Source organism: uncultured Tateyamaria sp., assembly GCF_947496075.1.
Classification (GTDB): Bacteria; Pseudomonadota; Alphaproteobacteria; order Rhodobacterales; family Rhodobacteraceae; genus Tateyamaria.
The window spans coordinates 708,638-731,904 of record NZ_CANMBJ010000002.1 but is presented as its reverse complement, the minus strand read 5'-3'; the positions used below and the strand labels follow the sequence as shown (position 1 = coordinate 731,904).

General features: G+C 61.0%; 24 protein-coding genes and 1 tRNA gene. 9 read left to right on the top strand and 16 right to left on the bottom strand.

All coding sequences use genetic code 11. From position 1 onward, the window contains the following. Window positions 1-14: 14 nt before the first annotated feature. From Q1A51_RS07585 to Q1A51_RS07565, 5 genes are all read right to left on the bottom strand, one after another. Complete coding sequence (locus Q1A51_RS07585) at window positions 15-527, bottom strand: CarD family transcriptional regulator (RefSeq protein ID WP_299200952.1); 513 nt, start codon at window positions 525-527, stop codon at window positions 15-17. A gap of 289 nt (window positions 528-816) precedes the next feature. Next, complete coding sequence (gene fdxA / locus Q1A51_RS07580; RefSeq protein WP_299597940.1) at window positions 817-1,152, bottom strand: ferredoxin FdxA; 336 nt, start codon at window positions 1,150-1,152, stop codon at window positions 817-819. 51 nt (window positions 1,153-1,203) lie between these two features. Continuing rightward, on the bottom strand, window positions 1,204-1,590 hold the full coding sequence (locus tag Q1A51_RS07575; protein ID WP_299597945.1) for an RNA-binding S4 domain-containing protein: 387 nt from the start codon (window positions 1,588-1,590) through the stop codon (window positions 1,204-1,206). Then, window positions 1,591-4,425 carry a helicase-related protein gene (locus Q1A51_RS07570; protein WP_299597955.1) on the bottom strand — a complete coding sequence of 945 codons (2,835 nt, stop codon included), beginning with the start codon at window positions 4,423-4,425 and terminating at the stop codon, window positions 1,591-1,593. 17 nt (window positions 4,426-4,442) lie between these two features. After that, on the bottom strand, window positions 4,443-5,000 hold the full coding sequence (locus tag Q1A51_RS07565; RefSeq protein ID WP_299597958.1) for a tetratricopeptide repeat protein: 558 nt from the start codon (window positions 4,998-5,000) through the stop codon (window positions 4,443-4,445). A gap of 74 nt (window positions 5,001-5,074) precedes the next feature. Between Q1A51_RS07565 and Q1A51_RS07560 the strand changes: the two genes are divergently transcribed. From Q1A51_RS07560 to Q1A51_RS07535, 6 genes are all read left to right on the top strand, one after another. After that, window positions 5,075-5,365: an SCP2 sterol-binding domain-containing protein gene (locus Q1A51_RS07560; RefSeq protein ID WP_299200962.1), complete on the top strand. Its 291-nt coding sequence runs from the start codon at window positions 5,075-5,077 to the stop codon at window positions 5,363-5,365. Beyond that, window positions 5,365-6,306, top strand: coding sequence for an alpha/beta hydrolase (locus tag Q1A51_RS07555; protein ID WP_299597965.1), 942 nt, complete (start codon window positions 5,365-5,367; stop codon window positions 6,304-6,306). Before Q1A51_RS07560 ends, Q1A51_RS07555 begins: the two co-directional genes overlap by 1 nt. A gap of 38 nt (window positions 6,307-6,344) precedes the next feature. Continuing rightward, the gene (locus Q1A51_RS07550; protein ID WP_299597968.1) at window positions 6,345-7,349 is read left to right on the top strand and encodes a ligase-associated DNA damage response exonuclease; all 1,005 of its coding nucleotides are present in this window, start codon (window positions 6,345-6,347) and stop codon (window positions 7,347-7,349) included. Further along, a complete protein-coding gene (locus tag Q1A51_RS07545; RefSeq protein WP_299597971.1) occupies window positions 7,346-8,938 on the top strand; it encodes an ATP-dependent DNA ligase in 1,593 nt (530 codons plus the stop codon). Before Q1A51_RS07550 ends, Q1A51_RS07545 begins: the two co-directional genes overlap by 4 nt. Further along, complete coding sequence (locus Q1A51_RS07540) at window positions 8,931-9,788, top strand: amidohydrolase family protein (RefSeq protein ID WP_299597974.1); 858 nt, start codon at window positions 8,931-8,933, stop codon at window positions 9,786-9,788. Before Q1A51_RS07545 ends, Q1A51_RS07540 begins: the two co-directional genes overlap by 8 nt. 140 nt (window positions 9,789-9,928) lie before the next feature. After that, entirely contained in the window at window positions 9,929-11,749 is a 1,821-nt protein-coding gene (locus Q1A51_RS07535) for a M3 family oligoendopeptidase (RefSeq protein ID WP_299597977.1), read from the top strand. A 21-nt stretch (window positions 11,750-11,770) separates the two neighbouring features. Here the strand turns inward: Q1A51_RS07535 and Q1A51_RS07530 are convergent, their stop codons facing one another. From Q1A51_RS07530 to Q1A51_RS07520, 3 genes are all read right to left on the bottom strand, one after another. Then, window positions 11,771-12,541 carry an alpha/beta hydrolase gene (locus Q1A51_RS07530; RefSeq protein ID WP_299597980.1) on the bottom strand — a complete coding sequence of 257 codons (771 nt, stop codon included), beginning with the start codon at window positions 12,539-12,541 and terminating at the stop codon, window positions 11,771-11,773. Window positions 12,542-12,708: 167 nt separating this feature from the next. Further along, on the bottom strand, window positions 12,709-12,978 hold the full coding sequence (locus tag Q1A51_RS07525; protein WP_299597983.1) for a DksA/TraR family C4-type zinc finger protein: 270 nt from the start codon (window positions 12,976-12,978) through the stop codon (window positions 12,709-12,711). Between the two features lie 48 nt (window positions 12,979-13,026). Further along, a complete protein-coding gene (locus Q1A51_RS07520) occupies window positions 13,027-14,028 on the bottom strand; it encodes a Gfo/Idh/MocA family oxidoreductase (RefSeq protein WP_299597987.1) in 1,002 nt (333 codons plus the stop codon). 146 nt (window positions 14,029-14,174) lie between these two features. On the opposite strand from Q1A51_RS07520, the gene Q1A51_RS07515 reads away from it, so the two are divergent. Continuing rightward, window positions 14,175-15,350: a membrane dipeptidase gene (locus Q1A51_RS07515; RefSeq protein WP_299597990.1), complete on the top strand. Its 1,176-nt coding sequence runs from the start codon at window positions 14,175-14,177 to the stop codon at window positions 15,348-15,350. Here the strand turns inward: Q1A51_RS07515 and Q1A51_RS07510 are convergent, their stop codons facing one another. From Q1A51_RS07510 to Q1A51_RS07495, 4 genes are all read right to left on the bottom strand, one after another. Beyond that, window positions 15,351-17,429, bottom strand: coding sequence for an SUMF1/EgtB/PvdO family nonheme iron enzyme (locus tag Q1A51_RS07510; protein WP_299597994.1), 2,079 nt, complete (start codon window positions 17,427-17,429; stop codon window positions 15,351-15,353). After that, window positions 17,426-17,743, bottom strand: coding sequence for a hypothetical protein (locus Q1A51_RS07505; protein WP_299597997.1), 318 nt, complete (start codon window positions 17,741-17,743; stop codon window positions 17,426-17,428). Before Q1A51_RS07505 ends, Q1A51_RS07510 begins: the two co-directional genes overlap by 4 nt. Window positions 17,744-17,892: 149 nt before the next feature. Next, the gene (gene rpoH / locus Q1A51_RS07500; RefSeq protein WP_299598000.1) at window positions 17,893-18,789 is read right to left on the bottom strand and encodes an RNA polymerase sigma factor RpoH; all 897 of its coding nucleotides are present in this window, start codon (window positions 18,787-18,789) and stop codon (window positions 17,893-17,895) included. Window positions 18,790-18,999: 210 nt separating this feature from the next. Then, a complete protein-coding gene (locus Q1A51_RS07495) occupies window positions 19,000-20,025 on the bottom strand; it encodes an RluA family pseudouridine synthase (RefSeq protein WP_299598003.1) in 1,026 nt (341 codons plus the stop codon). Here Q1A51_RS07495 and Q1A51_RS07490 point away from each other — a divergent pair. Then, a complete protein-coding gene (locus Q1A51_RS07490; protein WP_299598006.1) occupies window positions 20,024-20,314 on the top strand; it encodes a DUF6476 family protein in 291 nt (96 codons plus the stop codon). The genes Q1A51_RS07495 and Q1A51_RS07490 overlap by 2 nt on opposite strands. 170 nt (window positions 20,315-20,484) lie before the next feature. Here Q1A51_RS07490 and Q1A51_RS07485 read toward each other — a convergent pair. Beyond that, a tRNA-His gene (locus Q1A51_RS07485) sits at window positions 20,485-20,561 on the bottom strand. Window positions 20,562-20,604: 43 nt separating this feature from the next. Then, window positions 20,605-21,087: a GNAT family N-acetyltransferase gene (locus Q1A51_RS07480; protein WP_299598008.1), complete on the bottom strand. Its 483-nt coding sequence runs from the start codon at window positions 21,085-21,087 to the stop codon at window positions 20,605-20,607. Window positions 21,088-21,168: 81 nt separating this feature from the next. On the opposite strand from Q1A51_RS07480, the gene Q1A51_RS07475 reads away from it, so the two are divergent. Beyond that, entirely contained in the window at window positions 21,169-21,357 is a 189-nt protein-coding gene (locus Q1A51_RS07475; protein WP_299201024.1) for a DUF6324 family protein, read from the top strand. A gap of 155 nt (window positions 21,358-21,512) precedes the next feature. Here the strand turns inward: Q1A51_RS07475 and Q1A51_RS07470 are convergent, their stop codons facing one another. Together Q1A51_RS07470 and Q1A51_RS07465 are read right to left on the bottom strand one after the other, a co-directional pair. After that, window positions 21,513-22,565, bottom strand: coding sequence for a hypothetical protein (locus Q1A51_RS07470; RefSeq protein WP_299598012.1), 1,053 nt, complete (start codon window positions 22,563-22,565; stop codon window positions 21,513-21,515). A gap of 220 nt (window positions 22,566-22,785) precedes the next feature. Then, the gene (locus tag Q1A51_RS07465) at window positions 22,786-23,247 is read right to left on the bottom strand and encodes an MmcB family DNA repair protein (RefSeq protein ID WP_299598015.1); all 462 of its coding nucleotides are present in this window, start codon (window positions 23,245-23,247) and stop codon (window positions 22,786-22,788) included. Window positions 23,248-23,267 lie beyond the last annotated feature (20 nt).

Genomic DNA, 23,267 nt, shown 5'->3' with positions numbered 1-23,267 from the left:
TTGTTAACCGGTTTTTAAGCAGCAATTCGGCTGCTGAGCACGTCGCCCACTTCCTTGGCGGCGGCAATCTCGTCCCCGCCTGACACGGCGGCCACTTCGCGGGTCAGACGCTCGAGTGCTGCTTCATATAGCTGACGCTCGGAATAGCTTTGCTCGCGCTGGTCGTCGGTACGGTGCAGGTCGCGGACCACCTCGGCAATGGCGATCAGGTCGCCCGAGTTGATCTTTTGCTCGTATTCCTGCGCCCGGCGGGACCACATGGCGCGCTTGACCTTGGCCTTGCCTTTAAGGGTTCTCATGGCCTGGCTTATGACATCGGGGCTGGACAGTGCACGCATCCCGATTTCGGTCGCCTTGTTGGTGGGCACGCGCAGTGTCATCTTGTCCTTCTCGAACGAGATGACGAACAATTCCAGTTCGATACCTGCCACTTCCTGCTTTTCCACGGACGTGATCTGCCCCACACCGTGCGCGGGGTAGACGACGTATTCATTGGGGCGGAAGTCGAGTTTCTTAGATTTTGTCATTCCTGATCCTCATGCGACTCCGGGTTGGCCAGCCTTTTGACAGTCAAAACCGCATCAGGCGGGGCATGCGCTGCCACGTCTTGGTGCGGTTCGGGTCAAAATTTCAGTCAAATCTGTCGCGTTGGCGACGGATCAGGGCAGCGTCCATCTGTCTGTTGTTCGAAGAGTATATCACAAAAAACGGGCTCTCGGAAGTTTACTCAAAGGAAACTTTCAGAAGTCCCTGATTTTCCAAGTCATTCCGTCTCGATTTCAGGGCAAAGGAACCACCTCAAAGCGATTCGGTCGCTCAGCCACCCTCGCCCGGATTTTCCGAGAACAGATCCATCTTACCCTCTTTGCCGTCCATCTCTTCGGCGGTGGGCAGCGGGTCCTTCTTGGTGATGATCACCGGCCACATCTCGGAATACTTGCGGTTGAACTCGACCCACTTTTCCATGTCCGGCTCCGTATCGGGGCGGATCGCGTCTGCCGGGCATTCGGGTTCGCACACCCCACAGTCGATGCATTCATCGGGGTGGATCACCAACATGTTCTCACCCTCATAGAAACAATCGACCGGACATACCTCGACACAGTCGGTGTATTTGCAGGCAATGCAGGCGTCGTTGACGATATAGGTCATAAGGGGTGTCTCATCTTGTCGGGCATAGCTTAGCTAAAGGAGTGCAGGCCATCATTCAAGATGGCGCGACCGGGAAAGATCAGCTTGCCGCCTGTCTTTCTTGGTCGGGCGTCCTTTTCCTTCGAACCTCGGGTTTTCCGGAACAGGCGTTTCCTTGGGCGGCGGTGGCGGGGACATATCATTATAAAGCGCCTGCGCTTCGGGAGCAGGTCCCCGGCGTGTGCCGATGGCTTTGACCTCGATTACCCGGACCACACGACCTTGTGAAAAGGTCAGCACATCACCGGGACTGATCGTGGTCGACCGCTTGGTGACCCGGTCGCCGTTGACGCGCACGTCACCACCGGCAACACGCGTGGCCGCCAACGACCGTGTCTTGAAGAAGCGCGCAAACCACAGCCATTTGTCCAGCCGCAGTTTGCCAGCTTCATCAGCCACTTATTTGCCGTCCTTCAACCCCATAAGGGCTGCAGCAAAGGGGTTGTCGGGATCGATTGCCTTTTCCTTCTTCGGCGGTCGGCTCGAGAAGTTCTGAGGTTTGTTGCCGCCATCACGACGCGGACCTTTGCCCTTGGGCTTGCCACCTTTGGGGCCGCCCTTACCACGTGGTTTGCCGCCTTGTTGCGGACGGCGATTCCCGGCGCTGCGACCCCAGGTGAAGGTATAGAAGACCTCCATCTCTGGCCCGACGGCTTCCTCGTCACCATCGGCAACCGGAACGTCTTCCGACGTGGCTTCGGGCGCGTCCACAGCCTCGGCACTCTCTGTTTGTGGCGCTTCAGTCTTTTCTGGCTTTTCGGCCTTTTCGGGTGTCTCCACCTCTTCAGCCGCAGTTTCTGCCGGTGTGGCCTCGGTCTCAGGTTTTGCGTCGGCTGTCGCAACTGCGTCAGCAAGTTTGACCTTTTCGCGCTCACCTTTCTCCGCCTTGTAGCCCAGCCCTTCCATCAGGCCCGAGAATTGTTCAAGCGTCATGCCGGTGATCGACAGCATATCGGCCTTGGCCTCGAACCCGCCGCGCGAATCCTCGGCGCGCAGCATGTCGGCCAGCCGTTCCAGCATGTCGATGCGGATCGCGCGCTCGCCCGCATTGCGGTAGCCCGACATCGTGTCCACACCCTGTGGGCCATCCGCCATCGCGGGCACGGTGACCAGACCGGGGGGTGGAGATTCAGGGAATTCAGAAAGCCCATTTGCCAATGACCACAGCACCAGGCGCAGGCGCGTGGGTGCGGGTTTCAACAGCAAAGGCATGAAGATGGTGAACTGACCAAAGCGGATGCCGTGCTTGCGCAGCAGCCCGCGCGCGTCCTGATCCAGCGCTTTGACGTCATCGGCGACGGCGGCGCGCGGCAGCACGCCCAGCCCTTCGATCATCTGGAAGGCAAAGCCCTTGGCCAGACCGGCCAGCGCCTCATCCTTCTGCATCGCAATCAGCGGCTCGAACAACGCAGCAACCTTGCGGTCGATGAAATGTTGCAGACGGCGCTGCACCTTCTGCGCCACCTCGGGGCCTGCAACATCATCCACAAACACCTCGACCATGGGCTTCAGCGGGTCCTGTCCCGCCACCAGCTTGCCCACGGCAGAGCTGCCCCACATCAGGCCACCCTGTTCGGTGAAATCCAGTTCGGTGTCCGGCGCATTATAGAACCGGTCGGCCCGCAGGTGGAAATGCGGCGCCAGTGCTTGCAGCGCGGCGGTCTTGATCGTCTTGGCCTCGGCCGCCCCCGCCCCCTTGTCCTGAGAAAACCGGAACCCGTCCAACTTGCCGACGAACTCGCCTTCGACAGTCACTTCACCTGCGTCATTTACTTCGGCCACCATGGCCTCCTTCTGGCCTAGCCGGCGCAAGAGCACGCTCGTGCGCCGGTCTACAAATCTTTGAGTCAGTTTCTCGTGAAGAGCATCTGACAAGCGGTCTTCTACATGGCGCGTCTCGTCCCGCCAATGGCTTTCGTCGTCCACCCAGCCTTTGCGTTGGGCGACATAGGTCCATGTGCGGATAAACGCCAATCGCTTTGATATGGCATCGATGTCACCATCGGCACGGTCAATCCGCTTGATCTGCCGCGCCATCCAGTCATTCGGGATAGATCCGCGTTCGTGCAGGTAGCGAAAGATCACGTCAAGCAGGCTGGAGTGTTCCTGATGGCTGATGCCTCTGAAATCCGGCACGCGACACACATCCCACAGCAGGCGAACCGATTGCGCATCCGTGCAGCGGGCCGTCACCTCGGCGCTTTCGGCGAGCGATTTCAAGACCTGCAAGTCGTCAGCTTCGCGCGCCTTGACCAGCACTTCGTGATCCGAGGGCGCCTCAAGGCTGCGCACCAGTGCGTCGATGGTGCCGAATTGCAGGGCATGGTTGCGCCATTGCAGCTTGCTGAGCGGGGTAAAGCGGTGGTCCATGATGGCCTGCGCAACACCCTCATCCAGCGGACTGACATCGCCCGTGACGCCAAACGTCCCATCCTTTTGCCCCCGCCCCGCCCGGCCCGCGATCTGCGCCAATTCATTGGGCGCCAGCGCGCGCATCCGCCGCCCGTCGAACTTGGTGAGCGAGGAAAAGGCCACATGGTCGATATCCAGGTTCAGTCCCATGCCAATGGCGTCGGTGGCGACGAGGAAATCCACCTCGCCGTTCTGGTACATGTCGACTTGCGCATTGCGCGTGCGGGGGCTGAGCGCGCCCATCACCACAGCCGCCCCGCCCTTTTGACGGCGGATCAGCTCGGCGATGGCATAGACATTATCAACCGAGAATCCGACAATTGCCGACCGGGGCCGCATGCGCGAAATCTTCTTCTGACCAGAATAGACAAGCTGCGACATCCGCTCGCGCCGCATGAACTGCGCCTCAGGCACAAGGGCAGAGATCGGCCCGCGCATGGTGTCAGAGCCAAGAAACAGCGTTTCATGCAGGCCGCGCGCCCTGAGCAGCCGGTCGGTGAAGACATGACCGCGCTCGGGATCGGCACAAAGCTGGATCTCGTCCACGGCCAGAAAATCACAGCCCATGCCCTCGGGCATCGCCTCGACCGTGCAGACCCAGTATTGCGTGCGGGGTGGGACAATCCGTTCCTCCCCTGTCACCAGCGCCACGACAGACGGGCCGCGCAGCGCAACGATGCGGTCATAAACCTCCCGCGCAAGCAGGCGCAGCGGCAGGCCAATCACACCTGTGCGGTGGCCCAGCATCCGTTCGATGGCATAGGTGGTTTTGCCTGTGTTGGTGGGGCCGAGAACGGCAACCACCCGCGCGTCGCCCGACATGGGCTGTCCCCCGGTACTTACAGAGTGCGGCCGATCCCTTGGGCTTTCAGCTGCTCAAGCGCCTTGGTGGCGTTTTCATGGTGCGGATGCAAGTCGAGAACCTGTTGAAAAGCCCGTTCCGCGCGCACGTTGTCCCCGAACTCCTGAAACATGACGCCCAGACCGAACATGGCATTGTAATTGTCCGGGTTCAGGGTCAGCGCCTTTTCAAGGTCACTGATCGCCGGGCCATAGAGGTCCTTCATATAAAAAGCAGTGGCGCGCGCATGCCAGCCTTCGGCAAAATCAGGAGCATGATCAATCAAGGCGGTCAGATGCTCGATCGCAATGTCCGGCTTCTGTTCCTCGAGCGCGTCGCGTCCACGACGCAGCAGCATATCAAGCGACGTGGAGCCCGATTGCGACCACTCCCGCTCGATCTCGCGCGTGAGCCGCGTGGCTTCGGCCGGTTCAGCGTCCTGCAAAGCCTGCAACTTCTCGTCAAGCGATGATTGCGCCAAGGCGGGTAAGGAATTCCCTACTGTCAGTAAAAGTGCCGTGACGACAGGGTAGAGTTTACGCAAGTGAGTGCCCATAACAATGAATGTAACAGGCCGGGCCGCAAATTCCAGAGACCGCACCCGTCCACAGACCAAAAAGGGCATCAAAGATGAGTGACACAGTGACCGAGGCCGTGGCCGTCCTGAACGAAAAGCTGGCTGGCGCAGATTTCACCGGCACCGCGAAATTCGACATCGAAGGCGAAGGCGCCATCATGATGGACGAAAATGGCGCACGTGCCGCCGATGAAGAGGCCGACGTGACCCTGTCGGCAGACGCAGACACGTTCCGCTCCATCCTCGAGGGCGACACGAACCCGACATCTGCCTTCATGACGGGCAAGCTCAAGGTCGATGGCGACATGGGCATGGCCATGAAACTGGCGTCCGTGCTGGCCTGATGACCCTGTCGGCTGCCCCCCTTTTCACCGATGTGCATCCTGCACCGCTGGACGGCACCGCCTACTGGGTGACCGCAGAGGACGGTGTGCGCATTCGGTTGGGAGTTTGGCGGCCTGACGCGGCCAAGGGGACAGTCCTGCTGTTTCCCGGCCGCACCGAGTACATAGAGAAATACGCGCCGTCGGCAGGTGAGCTTGCCGAGCGCGGCTTCGCGACAATCAGCATCGATTGGCGTGGTCAGGGTCTGGCCGACCGGATGTTGGACGATGCCCGGATGGGCCACGTTCTTGCGTTTTCCGACTATCAGCATGATGTGACCGCGATGGTCACTGCAGCCCGGGAACTGGGCCTGCCAGAGCCATTTTTCCTGCTGGGGCATTCGATGGGCGGCTGTATCGGCCTGCGCTCGCTCTACGAAGGGCTGCCTGTCAGTGCTGCCGCCTTTACGGGCCCGATGTGGGGCATCCGCATCTCGGCCCACCTGCGCCCGGTCGCCTGGGCCTTGGGCCGCATGATGCCTGCCATCGGACAGGGCCACCGCCTGCCGCCGGGCACCGTCATCGATTCCTATGTTCTGACGGCACCGTTCGAAGACAACCTGCTCACCACCGATCTCGAGATGTTCGACATGATGCGCGACCAGTTGCACGCACATCCTGACCTCGCCCTCGGCGGCCCCAGTTTCGTGTGGTTGCGCGAGGCACTGGATGAAACATTGGCCTTGTCGCGCATGGCGGCCCCGAAACTGCCTTGCGACACCTTCCTTGGAACAAACGAGCGCATTGTCCATGTGGGGCGCATCCACAACCGCATGGACAGTTGGGAAGACGGCAACCTGCACTTGATCCACGGCGGTGAGCACGAAGTGCTTATGGAAGCTGCCAAGGCCCGCACGGGCATCTTTGACACCATGACCGCCCGTTTCGCCGACGCAGCCTGAGGCTGGTCTGACCCTCCAGACATGCTAGGTTCGCTCACATGAGCGGCGCACTGACCTTTACCCCCGCAGGCATCTACTGCCCCGCAGGTGATTTTTACATCGACCCGTGGAAACCGGTGAGCCGGGCGCTGATCACCCACGGCCACGCAGACCATGCGCGCTGGGGGATGGAATCGTATCTGGCCACTGATATTGCCGCGCCAGTAATGCGCCACCGCCTCGGCGATGTGTCCATAGACACAATTGGTTATGGCGAGCGGTTACAGATCGGCGGCGCAACCGTGTCGTTTCACCCGGCTGGACACGTGCCCGGCTCAGCCCAGATCCGAGTCGAAGTGGAGGGCGAAGTGTGGGTCGCTTCAGGCGACTACAAGATGGTGGATGACGGCCTCTCGACCCCGTTCGAACCGGTCAAATGTCACCACTTCATCACCGAAAGCACGTTCGGCCTGCCCGTCTTCCGCTGGCAGGATCAGGCCGTCATCGCTGCGCAAATCAACGATTGGTGGGCGGGGTGCGCCGCAGCAGGCAAAACCGCCTTTCTCGGCTGTTATGCGTTGGGCAAGGCGCAACGGCTCATGTCCATGCTGAACCCCGACATCGGCCCGATCCTGACGCACACGGCCATCGAGAACACCAATGCGGTCATGCGGACACAGGGGATCGCCTTGCCAGACACTGTGCAAGCCGGGCCCGACCTGAACCCCAAGGATCATCGGGGCGCAATTGTTCTGGCACCGCCCTCGGCGCTCGGGTCCGCGTGGGCGCGCAAATTCGGAGCACAGGAAAACGCCTTCGCCTCCGGGTGGATGGCTCTACGCGGCATCCGTCGTCGGCGCGCAGGCGACCGCGGCTTTGTCATCTCGGATCACGCAGACTGGTCCGACCTGCTGTCCGCCATCACGGGCACCGGCGCTGAAAACATATACGTCACACATGGTTACACGGAAATATTCACGCGATATCTGAATGATCAGGGTTGGAATGCGCAAGTGCTGCAAACCGAGTTCGGCGGCGAGGATGCCGAGGACGAAGCAGCATGAAACGCTTTGCCGCGCTGTTCAACGCCATCGACCAATCCACAAAAACCACGGTCAAGGTCGCAGCCCTCGCAGAGTATTTCCAAGAGGCCCCCGAAGAAGACCGTATCTGGACCATCGCCATCTTCTCGGGCCGACGCCCCAAGCGCGCGGTCAACACCACGCGCCTGCGCGAATGGGGGGCCGAGGTGGCGGGCATCCCGCTGTGGCTGTTTGAAGAGGCTTATCCCATTGTCGGTGATCTGGCGGAAACCATCGCACTGGTCCTGCCCCCGCCCGACACTGAAACGGATCACGGATTGACGCATTGGATCAATGCGTTGCGCGACCTCTCTCAAGTCGAAGAGCCAGGCCGCAAGGCCTTCGTTCTCGACGCCTGGGCTTCTCTCGATCCCACTCAACGCTTCCTCTTCAACAAACTGCTCACCGGCGGCTTCCGGATCGGTGTCAGCCAAAAACTGATGACCCGCGCATTGGCCAGCGCCACGGACAAGGACGAGGCCGAGATGGCCCATCGTCTGATGGGCGATTGGGACCCGGCCACAACCACATGGGCACGCCTGATCCTCGAAGATGACCCCGCCGCCAATGCCTCGCGCCCGTACCCGTTCTACCTCGCCTACGCGCTGGAAGATGAACCGGAAAACCTGGGCGAACCAAAGGATTGGCAGGCGGAATGGAAGTGGGACGGCATCCGCGGCCAACTCATCCTGCGCGACGGCAAACATTTCGTCTGGTCCCGTGGCGAAGAGCTGATGACCGACCGTTTCCCCGAACTCTCCCGCGCCCGCGACTTTATCCCCGACGGCACGGTACTCGATGGTGAATTGCTGGCATGGGGCGACGGCGCCCCACAAAACTTCAACGCTCTGCAAAAGCGCATCGGGCGCAAGACGGTGCCCAAGAAGCTGCTGAGCGAAGCGCCGGTGATCCTCTATGCCTACGATCTACTCGAATGGGGCGGCGCGGACCTGCGGCAAACACCACTTCAGGACCGCCGCGCAACCCTCGAAACCCTGTGCGCCTCACTGCCCGATGACGCGCCGGTCAGGCTCTCTCCCACCGTGCCGTTCGACAGTTGGGACACGCTCGCCCAAACCCGCACCGCCGCCCGCGATGCGCAGGCCGAGGGGCTGATGCTGAAACGCAGCGACAGCCCGTACCTCACAGGCCGCAAAAAAGGCGATTGGTGGAAATGGAAGCTCGACCCGCTCACCATCGACGCCGTGATGATCTATGCCCAATCGGGCCACGGGCGGCGCGCAAACCTGTTCACTGACTTCACCTTCGCCGTCTGGAACGGCAATGACCTCGTCCCCTTCACCAAGGCCTATTCGGGCCTCACTGACGAAGAGTTCCGCAAGATCACCGCATGGGTCAAAAAGAACACCCAACAACGCTTCGGCCCTGTCCGCCAAGTCACGCCCCATCACGTGTTCGAAATCGCGTTCGAGGGCATCCAGGCCTCTTCCCGCCATAAATCAGGGGTGGCGCTGCGCTTTCCCCGCATGTCACGGTGGCGGCACGACAAACCCGTGCAAGAGGCCAACAGCCTCGACGACCTGAACGAGATGCTTGCAATTTATGGATAGCGCCCTGCCGCCGCCTGCACCAACAACCCCCGAAACGGCACTGCCCACAGGCGCATGGGACGCCCATGTGCACCTGCTGGGCGGCCCCGAACACCCCCTCTCGCCCACCCGCGCAGAAAACCCGGCCAAAGGCATCGGCTTCGATGGCTGGCTCACCCGCTACCGCGCCCACCTGGACGCGCTTGGCTGCTCAAACAGCCTTATCGTGCACTCCATCCTCTACGGCACCGACAACACCGTGACGCTCGAAGCGGTGCGCGCCATGGGCCAGGGCTTCAAAGGCGTGGGCCTTCTGCCGGATGGCGCACCGACACGCGACATCAGGCAGTTTGCAGACAACAAAATCGTCGCCGTCCGCCTGAACTACGTCCACGGCGGCGTGCTCACATGGGACGGAGCCAAGGCCATGGCGTCCACGCTGGCCGATCACGGGATGCACATCCAGATGCTGCTGCACGCCGACCAGCATATCGAGGAGCTGGCCGACGACATCTGCGCCCTGCCCGTCCCACTGGTCATCGACCATTGCGGCTGGCCCACCAACCTCAACCCGAACACAACAGCCATCGACACCCTCTGTGCCCTGCTGGCCGAGGGTCACGCCTTCGTCAAACTCTCCGCTCCCTACCGGCTGACGGACGACATCATCCAAACCCACCCTCTGATGCGCCGCCTGATTGACGCCAACCCAGATGCCTGCCTCTGGGGCTCCGACTGGCCCCACATCATGCTGAACGGCGCGCAGATGCCCCACGCCGCCACACTGGCCGACAACCTGTCATCCATCACAACTGAAGAAGAACGACAAAAGATCTTCCTCGACACGCCCAACCGCCTCTTCACCCCTTAGCCTTTCTTCTGGCCAAAAATACCTCGGGGTCTGGGGCAGAGCCCCAGCCGGTCGCCGCGCACAAGGCGCGGCGAACCCCTTGCTCCTCCCGACGACGCCCCATACCTATGGGCGCAACACGTAACCAAAGGTGCCGACACATGTTCCAACTCCCCTTCCCCGTCCGCGACGCAAACGCCTCTGCCGGGGATCAGCCCTTGGGCAACTTGCCCGAATGGAACCTCGATGACCTTTACACGGGCGAAAATGCCGCCGAACTCAAACGCGACCTCGACTGGCTGGAGGACGCATGCAAGAGCTTTGCCGCCGACTACGAAAATAAGCTCGACCAGTTGGACGCCAAAGGACTGTTGGAGTGCATCCAGCGCCAAGAGCGGATCAATCAGGTTGCCGGTCGCATCATGTCCTATGCGGGCCTGCGCTATTACCAACTGACCACCGACGCAGACCGGGCCAAATTCATGTCGGACATGCAGGAGAAGATCACCAACTTCACCACCCCGCTTGTGTTCTTCACACTGGAACTCAACCGGCTGGAAGATGACCACTTGAGCGGCCTCTTGGACGAGAACACCGACCTCGCTCGCTACAAGCCGGTCTTCGAGAAGATCCGAGCGATGAAACCCTACCAACTGTCCGACGAGTTGGAGAAATTCCTGCACGATCTCGGTGTTGTGGGCGACGCTTGGGAGCGGCTCTTTGACGAAACCATTGCCGGTCTGACCTTCGACATCGACGGCGAAGCCCTGAACATCGAGGGCACGCTGAATTTCCTCACCGACCCCGACCGCAAAAAACGGGAAACGGCGGCGCGCGAACTGGCCGAAGTGTTCTCGGGCAACATCAAGACCTTCGCCCGCGTGCACAACACGCAGGCCAAGGAAAAGGAAATCCTCGACCGCTGGCGCGGGATGCCCACGGCCCAGACCGGGCGTCACCTGTCGAACCAGGTCGAACCCGAAGTGGTCGAGGCGCTGCGCAACGCCGTCGTCGCGGCCTATCCCAAACTCAGCCACCGCTACTACGAGCTGAAACGCAAATGGCTCGGCCTCGAGAAAATGCAGGTCTGGGACCGCAACGCGCCCCTGCCCATGGAAGACCCCCGCATCGTGAACTGGGACGAAGCGGAAAAGACGGTGATGGACGCCTACAACGCCTTCGATCCGCGCATGGGTGAGCTGGCAAACCCGTTCTTCAAGAAGGGCTGGATTGATGCAGGCGTAAAGCCGGGCAAAGCCCCTGGAGCCTTCGCCCACCCCACGGTGACAGACGTGCACCCCTACGTGATGCTGAACTACCTCGGCAAACCGCGCGATGTGATGACCTTGGCGCACGAACTGGGCCACGGCGTCCACCAGGTACTGGCCGCCGGTCAGGGCGAGATGCTGTCCTCAACGCCCCTGACGCTGGCCGAAACCGCCTCCGTCTTTGGCGAAATGCTGACCTTCCGCAAAATGCTCGACGGGGCAAAGGACGACGCCCAGCGCAAGGTCATGCTGGCCGGCAAGGTTGAGGACATGATCAACACGGTCGTGCGCCAGATCGCCTTCTATGACTTCGAATGCAAACTGCACGAAGCGCGCCGGGGTGGCGAGCTGACCCCCGAAGACATCAACGACATCTGGATGAGCGTGCAGGGCGAAAGCCTGGGACCCGCCTTCGAATTCATGGACGGGTACGAGACCTTCTGGGCCTATATCCCCCACTTCGTGCACTCGCCCTTCTACGTCTACGCCTACGCCTTCGGCGACGGCTTGGTGAACGCGCTCTACTCGGTCTACGCGGAAGGCACCGAAGGGTTTGAAGACAAGTATTTCGACATGCTGAAAGCAGGCGGCTCCAAACACCACAAGGAACTGCTGGCCCCCTTCGGCCTCGACGCCTCGGACCCGAAATTCTGGGACAAGGGGCTCAGCATGATCTCTGGCTTCATCGACGAACTCGAAGCGATGGAAGACTGACAGGGTCCCGGCGGGCGGCCCTCAGCCGCCCACCAGAAACGCCCTCATCACGCGCTCGGCCTTATCCGGTTCATCGCGGTGCACCCCGTGTCCGCACCCCTCGAACATCTCGAGCGTCGCATTGCCACCCACGGCCCGCGCAATCTCCTCCGAACAGACCGGCGGCGTGACGGGATCAAGCGCGCCGCCAAGGACGAGGGTCGGGCATGTGATGCCGGAAACCTCGCCGCGCATGTCCATGTCCTTCATTTCGTGACCAAAAAAATGGACCGCAACCTCGGGCCGCTGGATCGCCCGCTTGCGAAAGCCTGCAGCATCGGGGTTTTCCGTCTGGCTGTACAGCGGCAGGCATATCTGGGCATAGCGATCAAAACGCTCCTGCGACGGGTTGGAAAAGAACTCGTTCGCCATCTCCGCGGCCGCATCGCCACCCAGTCTGCGCATCATATTCATGGTCTCGTCCAGACGGAATTGCGCACAGGTGGAGGATAATATGAGCTTGGACGGCCCATCGGGATGCCGCGCACCATAGTGCATCGCGACCATGCCACCAAAAGACTGTCCAAAGACCACCGGCCGCTTGATGCCCACCAAATCACAAAATGCGGCTATGTCATCGGCCCATTGGTCAAGCGTCCATGTCTCGGGATCACCGGTTGATCGCCCGCTGCCACGATGATCCAGATAGATCACCTGAAAATCATCGGCAAAACGGTCAAAATAAGGGCGCAAGGTCGAGTGGTCGAAACCTGGCCCCCCATGGAGCACCAGCAGCGTCGGCCGCTCTTGCATGATGTCGGGGCTAAGCTCCAGCTGGGCGCCAACAGTATCAAAAAAAATTCGGGCAGTATCGAGTTGAATATACACGCGAACCATACTCTCTAATCGTTTGAAACTTCAGATTGCCGCCTGCCGCGCGGCACTAAAAATCCTCTTTTCTCAATGGCATTAGACAAGTTTTACTTTAATTGACTGTCCTTCGACCCACGCCGATTGATGCCGCCACGCTGGACACGAATGGCATCCCGCTCAGCAACACACTCCACGCATAATTTGACTCCGGGCACGGCAATGCGTCGTGCTTCCGGGATTGGTTCATCGCATTCGGCGCAATAGGTCAGACTTTCGCCAACGGGGGTTTTGCGGGCCTGCATCCGCGCAAGCTCGTCCGAGATCGAGGCCTCGATCTGTTCCGACACAGCGCCGTCCTTGGCCCATCCCCCTGCCATGATCCCGCTCCATATTACGACCCAAAAGAATCCCCAAAAGAGGGTCGATCAACCACTGGTAGTTTTGGCTTTGGAAAACACCGCGTCAATGACCTTCTGCGTGCCACGCGCATCTTCAAGGTGCCAAGGGTATGGTGCACCATCCCGAACATGCGCCGAAAACGCCTCGACCTGCAGCACATAGTGGTCCACACCGGGAAACCGTTCTTCGGTCACCGTTGCACCGCCCGCACCGCCATGTACGTTGCGCTGTAGCTCAAGCCGCGCCGTGGCAAAGCGCGCCGGGTTGAACGGCGCGGTCAGCTTGATCACACCGTCAGAGCCGACAAAGGTCATCTCCTGAACGGGATGCATGCGCATCGAGTTGACCCAATGGGCAGAAAAGCCAGGGAACCGGACCGACACGCGGGCCAGCACATCCACGCCATTCTCGAAATCCACATCGGCATGGGTGATCTCGTCCGGTTCCTGACCCGTCAGCCAGCGGGTGCAGCCATAGGTATAAACCCCGATGTCCGGAATACCGCCGCCGCCCGTCTCAGGCCGGTTGCGCACATTGCCGGGTTCGCTCGAATTGTCATAGCCGAACAGACCCTCAACATGGATCAGCTGCCCGATGGCCCCTTCTTCGTACAGGGTGCGTGCGCGCTGCCACTGCGGGTGATGCACGATCATGTAGGCCTCGGTTGCAAAACAGCCCGACGCCTCCCGCGCCGCAATCAGCGCCTCATACTCAGCGGCGGCCATCGCCATCGGCTTTTCACACAGGACGTGTTTCCCAGCCTCCAGCGCTTTCAATGACCATTCCACATGCAAGTGGTTGGGCAGCGGGATGTACACTGCGTCAATCGCAGGATCGGCCAGCAATGCATCATAACTGTCATGGATCCGCAGGCCCGGACAAAAGGCGGAAAAGCCCTCGGCCTTCGCAGGTGATGAAGTAGCCAGGGCCGTCAATGCGGCCCCTTGGGCCGCGTGAATGGCCGGGGCCATATCATTGAGAGCAAAGTTGCTGGCCCCCAGAATACCCCACCTGATCGGATCTTTCATGGCCATCTCCCTCTCTGCATCCAACACCGTTTGCGCTACCATATCGCGCCATGATCCCGGCACAAGGCGATGCCTGCCGCCCCGTCAGTCTGGCACGCGCCACATGCACGGTCCTATGATACCATCCAGCCAAGGGAGGATACGTCATGCGTTGGATCAAACGGGGCCTGATCGGGCTTCTGGTTCTGGTGGTTGCAGGCGTTACGGCCTTTCTGGCCATCGCGCCGGGACATGTCGAACGCAGCCGAAATGCAATTGTCGCGCATGATCCCTACCCCGTGTCGGACGCCGCACAATCACTGCATGACAGCCTGATCGTGGGCGATTGGCACGCCGACAGCCTGCTCTGGAAACGCAGCATCGAAAAACGGGCCGATCGTGGCCATGTCGATGTGCCCCGCCTGATCGAAGGCGGCGTGGCGCTACAGGTCTTTGCCGCCGTCACGAAATCCCCTGCAGGACAGAATTACGAGGCGAACTCCGCCGACGCCTTCGACAACATCACGCCCCTCGCCATCGGCCAGCTCTGGCCGCCCCGCACATGGGGGTCGCTAGCCGAACGCGCAATCTATCAGGCCGAGCGTCTGCACAAGGTCGCCGCCAAGATGCCCGACCGGCTGACGGTCATCACCACGCGGGACGAACTGGACGCGCATCTCGCCGCCCGCGCTGCGGGCAGCCGCGCCGTGGGTGGTTTGCTGGGCATCGAAGGAGCGCACGCGCTCGAAGGGGACATGGCCAATCTCGACCGGTTGGAAGAGGCCGGGCACCGCATCATCGGGCTGCAACACTTCTTTGACAATGAACTGGGCGGCTCCCTGCACGGCACGCGCGACATGGGCCTGACAGAGTTCGGGCGCGCCGTCGTGGCCGAAATCGAGGCACGCGGCATGGTACTGGACCTCGCCCATGCAAGCCCGGCGGTGGCGCAAGATGTGCTGGCCCTCACCGACATGCCCGTGATTGTCAGCCACACAGGCCTGCACGGCTTCTGCCCCGTCACCCGAAATTTCGAGGATGACATCATGAAGGCCGTCGCCGCCAGCGGCGGCGTGATCGGCCTCGGCTATTGGGGCGACATCCTGTGCCGCAACGCCACGCCCGAAGCAATTGCCGCCATGATCGCCAAGGCCGTCGATACCGTGGGTGCCGATCACGTCTCGCTCGGGTCGGATTTCGACGGCTCGGTCAAGACCGCCTTCGACACGTCCAAACTGTCCAGCCTGACACATGCACTGCTTGAGGCAGGGCTCGACACCGAAACCATCGGCAAGGTCATGGGCGGCAACATGGTGCGGGTGCTGCAGGCACGCTTGAACTGATCACTCCAGATCGCGCGCCACGCGGAACCCGATATTGGTCTGGCGCCGGTCTGCGGGCACGGGTTGCCGTGTCTCCGGTGCGGCATTCTTGATCGGGTCATCAAACGACCCACCTTTGAGCGTCCCGCTCTCGCACCCCTCCAGTGCACGTGGCAAAGACAGGTTGCCCCGCCAGCAATCCGCCACCCATTCCCACAAATTGCCCGCCAGATCGTGCAGGCCATTGGCATCAGCCGGGTAGGACGCGACCAGCGCCACGCCCGGATTGCCGTCATTGCAGGACTGGTTGCGCCAGCTGAATTGCGACGTGGCATCGCCGAAATTGCCCAGCGCACAGACCACATCTGCATCGTTGTTGAGGTCACGGTTGAACCCTTCCTCAGCGATCCGATGTTTCAACTGGCGTTCCAGTAACAGCTCGAACTCAGCCTCGGTCGGCAGGCGGTAGCGCGGCCCATCGGTCTGCTCGTTCAACCAATCAACATACCCCATCGCATCCCTGCGACTGACGCAGGACACCGGGTGATCGCTGCTCAGGTCACTTCCCTGGTTAAAGGCCTGTGCAGTCTTGCGCAGCTTGTCGCCCTCCTGCCAGTCAAAGCAACTGGGCCCCTCGGACGTCTTGCCATCAACAAAGGCAACGCCCGTGTCCTCCGCATAGGCCCGGAACTGGCCAATGGTGACCTCGGTGGCCGAGATAAAGAACGGCGCAACCTCCTCAGTGATCGACGGGATCGGATCATCCACAGGACGCGGGCCATAAGCCATTGTTCCGCCCGGCACGCGGATCAACTCCGGGCACGTCTCACAAGGTCGGACACGTATATCCTGCGGCGGAAGGGGCGCTGGTGTCGCGGGCTCTATTGCAGCCCGCTCCGTACGCTCGATCGCCATCACTGTCTCGGGCAGGCCGTCCTCCCCGGACACATCCCCATCACCCTGCGGCTGCGCCAGCCCGGCAAGGGCGGCAATGATCGCGCGCCGCGTGACGTCATCGGCCTGACCGGTTTCCTCCAGCCCCTGATCACGCTGGAACAGAACCAAGGCCACCTGCGTCCTCAGGTTCAAAACGCCTGTGACGCCGCCAGTGTCATAACCAAGATCGATCAGCGCCTGCTGCATCTCGGCAACGCCATCCGACACGGGTGGATCAGGCTCGGGATCATCCTCCTCGGGGGCGAACGCGGCAGGAACGGGAAAGAAGAATGCCCCATCTGATCCCGTCAAATCCCGGATCTGCGGCGTGATAGACCGCTGCCAGCCAAAACGGGTGCGCAGACGCGTCACCTCCTGACCCAGATAGGATTTCAACTCACCGACCGAGACCAGATTATCCTTGCCCAGCGCGTTTGTCGCATCCGCCGCCCCGCGCAACCCGTTGAGAAGGGCATGGGTAAAGACAGAGCCGCCCAACTGGTCTACCGCGATGGTCTGCTCATCTGCACGCCCGGCCGTGATCACGTGGCGCGCGGGTCCGCCCAACTGGGCGCGGGTGATATCCGCCAGATCGGACTGCGGGGCCGACCCCACCAAACCGGAAAAGCAGCTGTCCATCAGGTACAGCACCTGATGCGCGATGATGTAGCTGTCCCAATCGGCGATATCATCCATCGACACCATGGTCGAAAACCGGCCCTTGCGGCTGGTTTTCAAGGGCAGAAAGCCGCGAGCACCCGGCCCCTGACCCAATGTCTCTCCATGTCCGGACCAATAGAACAGGAACCGGTCATTCGGCCCGACAAGCTGGCGGAAATCATCCAGCATCAACTCTTCTAACCGGTCCTTGGTAACCTTGTCGCCGGTCAGGATATGCACGTGGTCAAAGCCCGCCTCGTCGACAAGGTAGTCCCGCATGCGCAACGGGTCCTTGGCGGTTGGCAGGTCGGTGAATTCATCAAAATCGCTGACACCAACAATCAGGGCATAGCTTTTCTGCAGCTCACCGAACCCGGCGCGCACCAGCAACCGCTCGGTGACGGACCGGTCGTCCGGGCGTATCGTGGCCTCGTCCAGACCATCCGTTTCCGCCCAAAGCGGTGCGGCCAAAAGGGCCAGACCAACCGCCAGCCGCCAGATCATTCGGCCTTGGCTGCCTGGCGCTTCTGCTCCAGCTCCAGCTCCTTGGCCGCAACCTCAAGCTGCGCTTTGCGATAATCGGTCCACTTGCCCAACAGGCCAAAGACGGCCGCACCCAGCGTTGTGACAGCGCCTGCAACAGCCGTGACGGCAGCGGCAATGTCTCCGCCAGTGTCGGGACCTTGCGGCACGATACCGTCCGGCGTCTCTGATAGCAGAATGGCCTCTCCTGCATCCGACCCGATCAGATACCCCAACAACGCCAGCCCGATCAGGCCCATGATCGTAATGACGCTCCATCGTTTCAAGATAAGCATGGCGACCCCGCCCTTTGATGAATGAACTCAAACAATAGGCAAAGCCTACCTCAAGTTGCTCTGTTCTCAAAGCGCGGCAAGAAAAGGGGCCGAAACGAAAACACCCCGCCGAACCCGGCGGGGTGCCTCAATCAAGTATTTGCCAGAGATCAGGCCGGGGTCATAAGCCCCTTGGCCTTGGCGATCTCGCGCATCTTCTTTTGCAGCTTTTCAAAGGCGCGCACCTCGATCTGACGGATACGTTCACGGCTCACGCCATATTCACCCGACAGATCCTCAAGCGTCACAGGCGCATCTGCCAGGCGGCGCTGGGTCAGGATGTCCTTCTCGCGCTCGTTCAGCACGTCCAGTGCTTCGGCCAGCATCTCGCGGCGCACTTCCAACTCGTCGCGGGCCTCGTAGTCAGCCGCCTGGTCGGCATCTTCGTCCTCAAGCCAGTCCTGCCATTGCATGGTGCCTTCGCCTTCGGACCCGACGGTCGCGTTCAGCGACGCGTCGCCGCCCGACAGGCGCCGGTTCATGGAAATGACCTCGGCCTCGGTGACACCCAGATCCGTCGCAATACGCTTGACGTTTTCAGGCCTCAGATCGCCCTCTTCCAATGCACCAATCTTGGCCTTGGCCTTGCGCAGGTTGAAGAACAGCTTTTTCTGGGCGGATGTCGTGCCCAGCTTCACCAGCGACCACGACCGCAGGATATATTCCTGGATCGACGCACGGATCCACCACATCGCATAAGTGGCGAGGCGGAAACCCTTTTCCGGGTCAAAGCGTTTGACGGCCTGCATCAGGCCCACATTGGCCTCTGAAATCACTTCGGCCTGCGGCAATCCATAGCCGCGATAGCCCATGGCGATCTTGGCCGCGAGCCGCAGGTGACTTGTCACCATCCTGTGGGCGGCACCTGTGTCTTCTTTTTCGACCCAGGCTTTTGCCAGCATGTATTCCTCTTCCGGCTCCAGCAGGGGAAATTTGCGGATTTCCTGCATATAGCGGTTCAGTCCGCCTTCCGGCGTGGGTGCGGGAAGATTTGCATAATTAGCCATAATGTCCCTCCAGTATCCCCGTTTCATGTTTAGGGGCTTAACATTCCATATGGGACGGCGACCGACCGCATACAAGAGGCGGGTGTCGTCGCGCACCCAATATCGCATGCAGAACGGCGGTTTTGCAGGGCTCAAACCGTGCAGTCACGCGCATGTGCTGTTCATTACAGGGTTATGTAAAGACCGTCGGACCGAGCGGTTTTTGGGCGCTCAAGCCTCCAAAACGGCCAGCAAATCGGCAAAATCCCGCGGCAACGGGGCTTCGAACCGTAACATCTGACCGCTCACGGGATGCTCGAATCCCAAAACCGCAGCATGCAACGCCTGCCGCGCAAAACCGGAAACGGCCGCAGCAGCGGCTTCGGACAGCGCCCCACGGGCCAGTTTGCGCTTGCCGCCATAGGTCGGATCGCCAATCAGCCCGTGGCCAGCATGGGCCATGTGCACGCGGATCTGGTGCGTGCGCCCCGTCTCAAGCCAGCACTCCACCTGGCTCAACACGGGCGGCGTGCCATAACGCTCGACCAACCGTGCCCGCGTGACAGCGTGACGCCCGCCCAGAAACAATACGGCCTGCCGCTGCCGGTCGGTCTTGTGGCGCGCAAGCTGCGTGGTCAGTTTCAACACGTTGCCGGGTTCAAAGGACGCTCCCTTCACACCGCGCAGACGCGGATCGTTCCCGTCAGGGACGCCATAGACAAGCGCACGGTAATAGCGCTCGACCGTGTGCTTGGCGAATTGCGCAGCCAGCCCGTGATGGGCCGCGTCGGACTTTGCGACCACAAGCAGCCCGCTCGTGTCCTTGTCGATCCGGTGCACGATGCCCGGACGTTTCATGCCACCAACACCAGACAGATCATCGCCGCAATGGTGCATGAGCGCATTGACCAAAGTCCCCGAGGGCGATCCCGGCGCCGGATGCACGACCATCCCCGCAGGCTTGTTGACGACGATCAGGTCATCATCTTCAAACACCACGTCCAGCGGGATATCCTCGGCCCCGATATGGCTCTCCTCAGCGGCTTCCACGGTCACCTCGACCACAGCCCCCTCGGCCACCTTGGCCTTGGGGTCCGACGCAACTGTCCCGTCCACGGTCACAGCCCCGTCGGCCAAGAGCCGCGCCAAGCGCGTGCGGGACAGGGCCGCGCCCTCTGGCACGTCGCGGGCGATGGCCTTATCAAGACGCGCGGGCGGATCAGCCGCAATGACAAAGGAGACGGACGTGGACGACATGGACACCCCAGAAATGCCGGCCAACCTGACCTTTCTGCGGCGGCTGGTGACGGTGTTGACGATCATCATGATCGGGGGCGTTGTAACGGTGGTCGCCCTGCTTGTCATCCGGCTGAATGCCGACCCCGCGCCGCTCCCCCTGCCCGATCAGGTCACGCTACCTGACGGCACGACGGCCACGGCTTTTACCGTTGGATCGGATTGGTTCGGGATCGTAACGGAAAACGATGAAATCCTGATCTACGATCAGGTCACCGGCACCCTGCGCCAGACCATCACCCTGGACTGAGGTTTTGTCTTGGTGAAATGGAAGCCAAGGCAAACCATGGAACACGCCGCAAGGCGCTCAATTGGATTGCGAATGGCAGCGCCTAGATGTTCAGGCGTGTGAGGCCGCGTGTTTTCTTCGAAAACACTCTCACCTCACCGTCACTTTCTCACTTCGTTCGAAAGTGCGGATGGTACCACCGCCCCGGCTCGAACGGGGGACCTCCTGATCCACAATCAGGCGCTCTAACCAACTGAGCTACGGCGGCACTGCGCGTCAAATACCTATGCCGCCGACCGATTGCAAGACCATCAAAAGCGATAAACCCACGTCTGTTCCACCAAATCCTGTCCAAAGGAATGGACAGGTTTCGATGCCACCATATCCCACCCCGTACGAGCATACAGGGCACACGCCGCCGCGTGGCTTTCATGGGTCCACAGGGTCATCCCGGCATATCCGGTTTCGCGCGCAAACGACATGCATTGATCCAACAGCATCCGCCCCGCACCCCTGCCCCGTGCCTCGGGCACCAGCAGGAACAAGCGCAGCTTGGCCGTCGTTTCATTGTGACGCACACAAAAGATCGACCCCAAAGGCCGCCCATCCGCCTCGGCAATCCACCCACGCTCACAGGATGCATCATGCTCGGCATTGAACGCCTCGAGGATGGACCGAACCAGCGGACCAAAGCTGTCATCGAACCCGGCTTCGCGCGCATAAAGACTGTCGTGCTGATCAACCAACCAATCGGTGTCTTCGGGTCGAAACGGGCGTATGGCTACATCTGTCATGGCATGACCATGGCGGACGCCTTCTTGCCTTTCAATCCCGATCGGGCTAGCACCCGGCTTCAACTTCCGCCGGAGATGACCATGGGCATCAACAAAGAAAGCGACATCGAAGCCAACCTGCAGATCGGCCCGACCGACGCGGGCATGGTGCGCATCTATGTCGAGGCAAAAGGCGTTGAAATTCCAATGGATTTCGACCCCGAAGAGGCCGATGAAATCGCGGATGAGATCAAGGCGGCCGCCAAAGCTGCCGGGGCCATGAAACGCTAACGCCGCGTACGGTGCGCTTGTTGTGCTCCGCCCTTCGCGGCGCCGTTTGATGCCATCATGTGGGCGCAGGGTGCCAGTCTTTTCATCCAACGGTGACGTTCAGCGCGTCAAAACCCTTCGAGAATCGCTGATCACAGACGACCGCAGACAATCGATCAGAAGCGAATGTCGTAGCCAGCCTTCAGGCCGTAGTTCTCCGGGGCATACGTCCCCAAACCTCCCCAAAAGCTGTCGATCGCAATCGAGCCGCCCGCCTGGGTCGAAAATCTGATGCCCAAGCTCACGCGACCGCTACCACTGCGCTGGCCTGGCAACGCCAACGCATCATGCCCAAAGCGGCGGGTCGATGTCCGCGAGAATGCGCCGCCCCCTGTCAGGATGATGGGGGCGCCGTTCGCCTCACGCAGCGTGTGGCGAAACTCCAATCCCAACTGCATCTGGCGCTGCTGAATGCCTTGCACCCCAAGCGGATCGCTCCCGCGCGGCAACACATCATCCGTGGCGTATGACGCCAGAAAACTCGGGGTCAGGGTCGTAACGCCGTAGCGCAGCTGACCCGTCAGTTTCAGTTGCGCCAGACCGCGCCGCGTGTCCGGCCACAGCGCGCCATCACCGGAACCGCGGATGCTATGAGAGGCCCGCCCCCGCAAAAGACGCCCTTCGACAAACAAAGGCTGATTGGCGTGGCGCGCCAGGAAATAGGACCCGGCCATCACGCCCCCGCCCGCCCTGTCGGACTGGGCACCCGCCTGCGACAGGTAATCCGCCTCGATCATGCCGCCAACAACAAGCGTCGGCGTGACATAGGTATGCAGACCCATCGCACCAAATCCGTATTTGACCTTCCGTTTACCGTTGTCGTCCCACCGCCCGATCACCCGCGCCCAAAGCGGCGCATCCACACCACTGGAAAAATGCAACACACCGTGATCGTCTGTCACATCGGCGTTCAGGGCACCCGATCCGACACCTGACAAAAGCGCCGCCAGTTCCGGTTGGTGCCGGATCAGGTTGTCCAACCGTGTTTTTTGCAACTGATGCATAAGCCTGCGAGTCTCGGCCGTATCCGCCCGACTGCTCATGTCACCCATCCCAAACAGGGCCACAACTGCAATCAAAACAGTGGGCAAAACGCATCTGGCAAGTGACACCGCCATCTGCGGAAAAGCAGCCAGGTACATCGCTTTGGGAACATGGATCACGTTCATCACATAGGCCCTTGGCAGAGCGGGGTCAGACAGGATGTGGCGAAGTCGTTTGGCCGCTCAAGCAGAGGACCAGCATGCGCACACTTACACACGCGCTGATTGATCAGCCACCCAAAATTTCGTGAAAGCCAGACAAAGACCGCACAGCGACCGTCAACATGCGAAACAAATCGCCGCGCAAACCTGCAACTCTACAGGCAGCCGCAGCAAGAGGACCCGGTCAGGACCACCCCAGCCCAGCCCCAGGATCACGCAAGCTCTGCAACCGCCGCGCGGCATGGGTGGCGAATTTCTGGACCATCACCTTGCGCCGCGCCGGTGCCAGCTTGTCCTCGGGGGCCATACGAATGATCTCGGCATCATAGGCATCCGCAATCATCAACCCGGTCCCCTCCGGCAGCAGATCAACGGGAAAATCCCCGTCCACGGCCCAAAAGAAACGGTCGCACCACTCCAGATACCCTTCCCACTTGTGGTCGGACATGAAATCTGCGCGGCTGGACTTGCATTCGATCACCCAGATCTCGCCCTTCGTCCCCAACGCCATCACATCGACCCGCAAACCACGTGCGGGCACCAACTCCTCCACCGCCGCCAGACCAAGGCTGGCCAGATGGCGCGACACACCCCGGGCCAGCAACTGGCCAAGCATCATCGTGGCGGGATCAAGTGTGGTTTGCATAAGATCGAGAATATGAACAA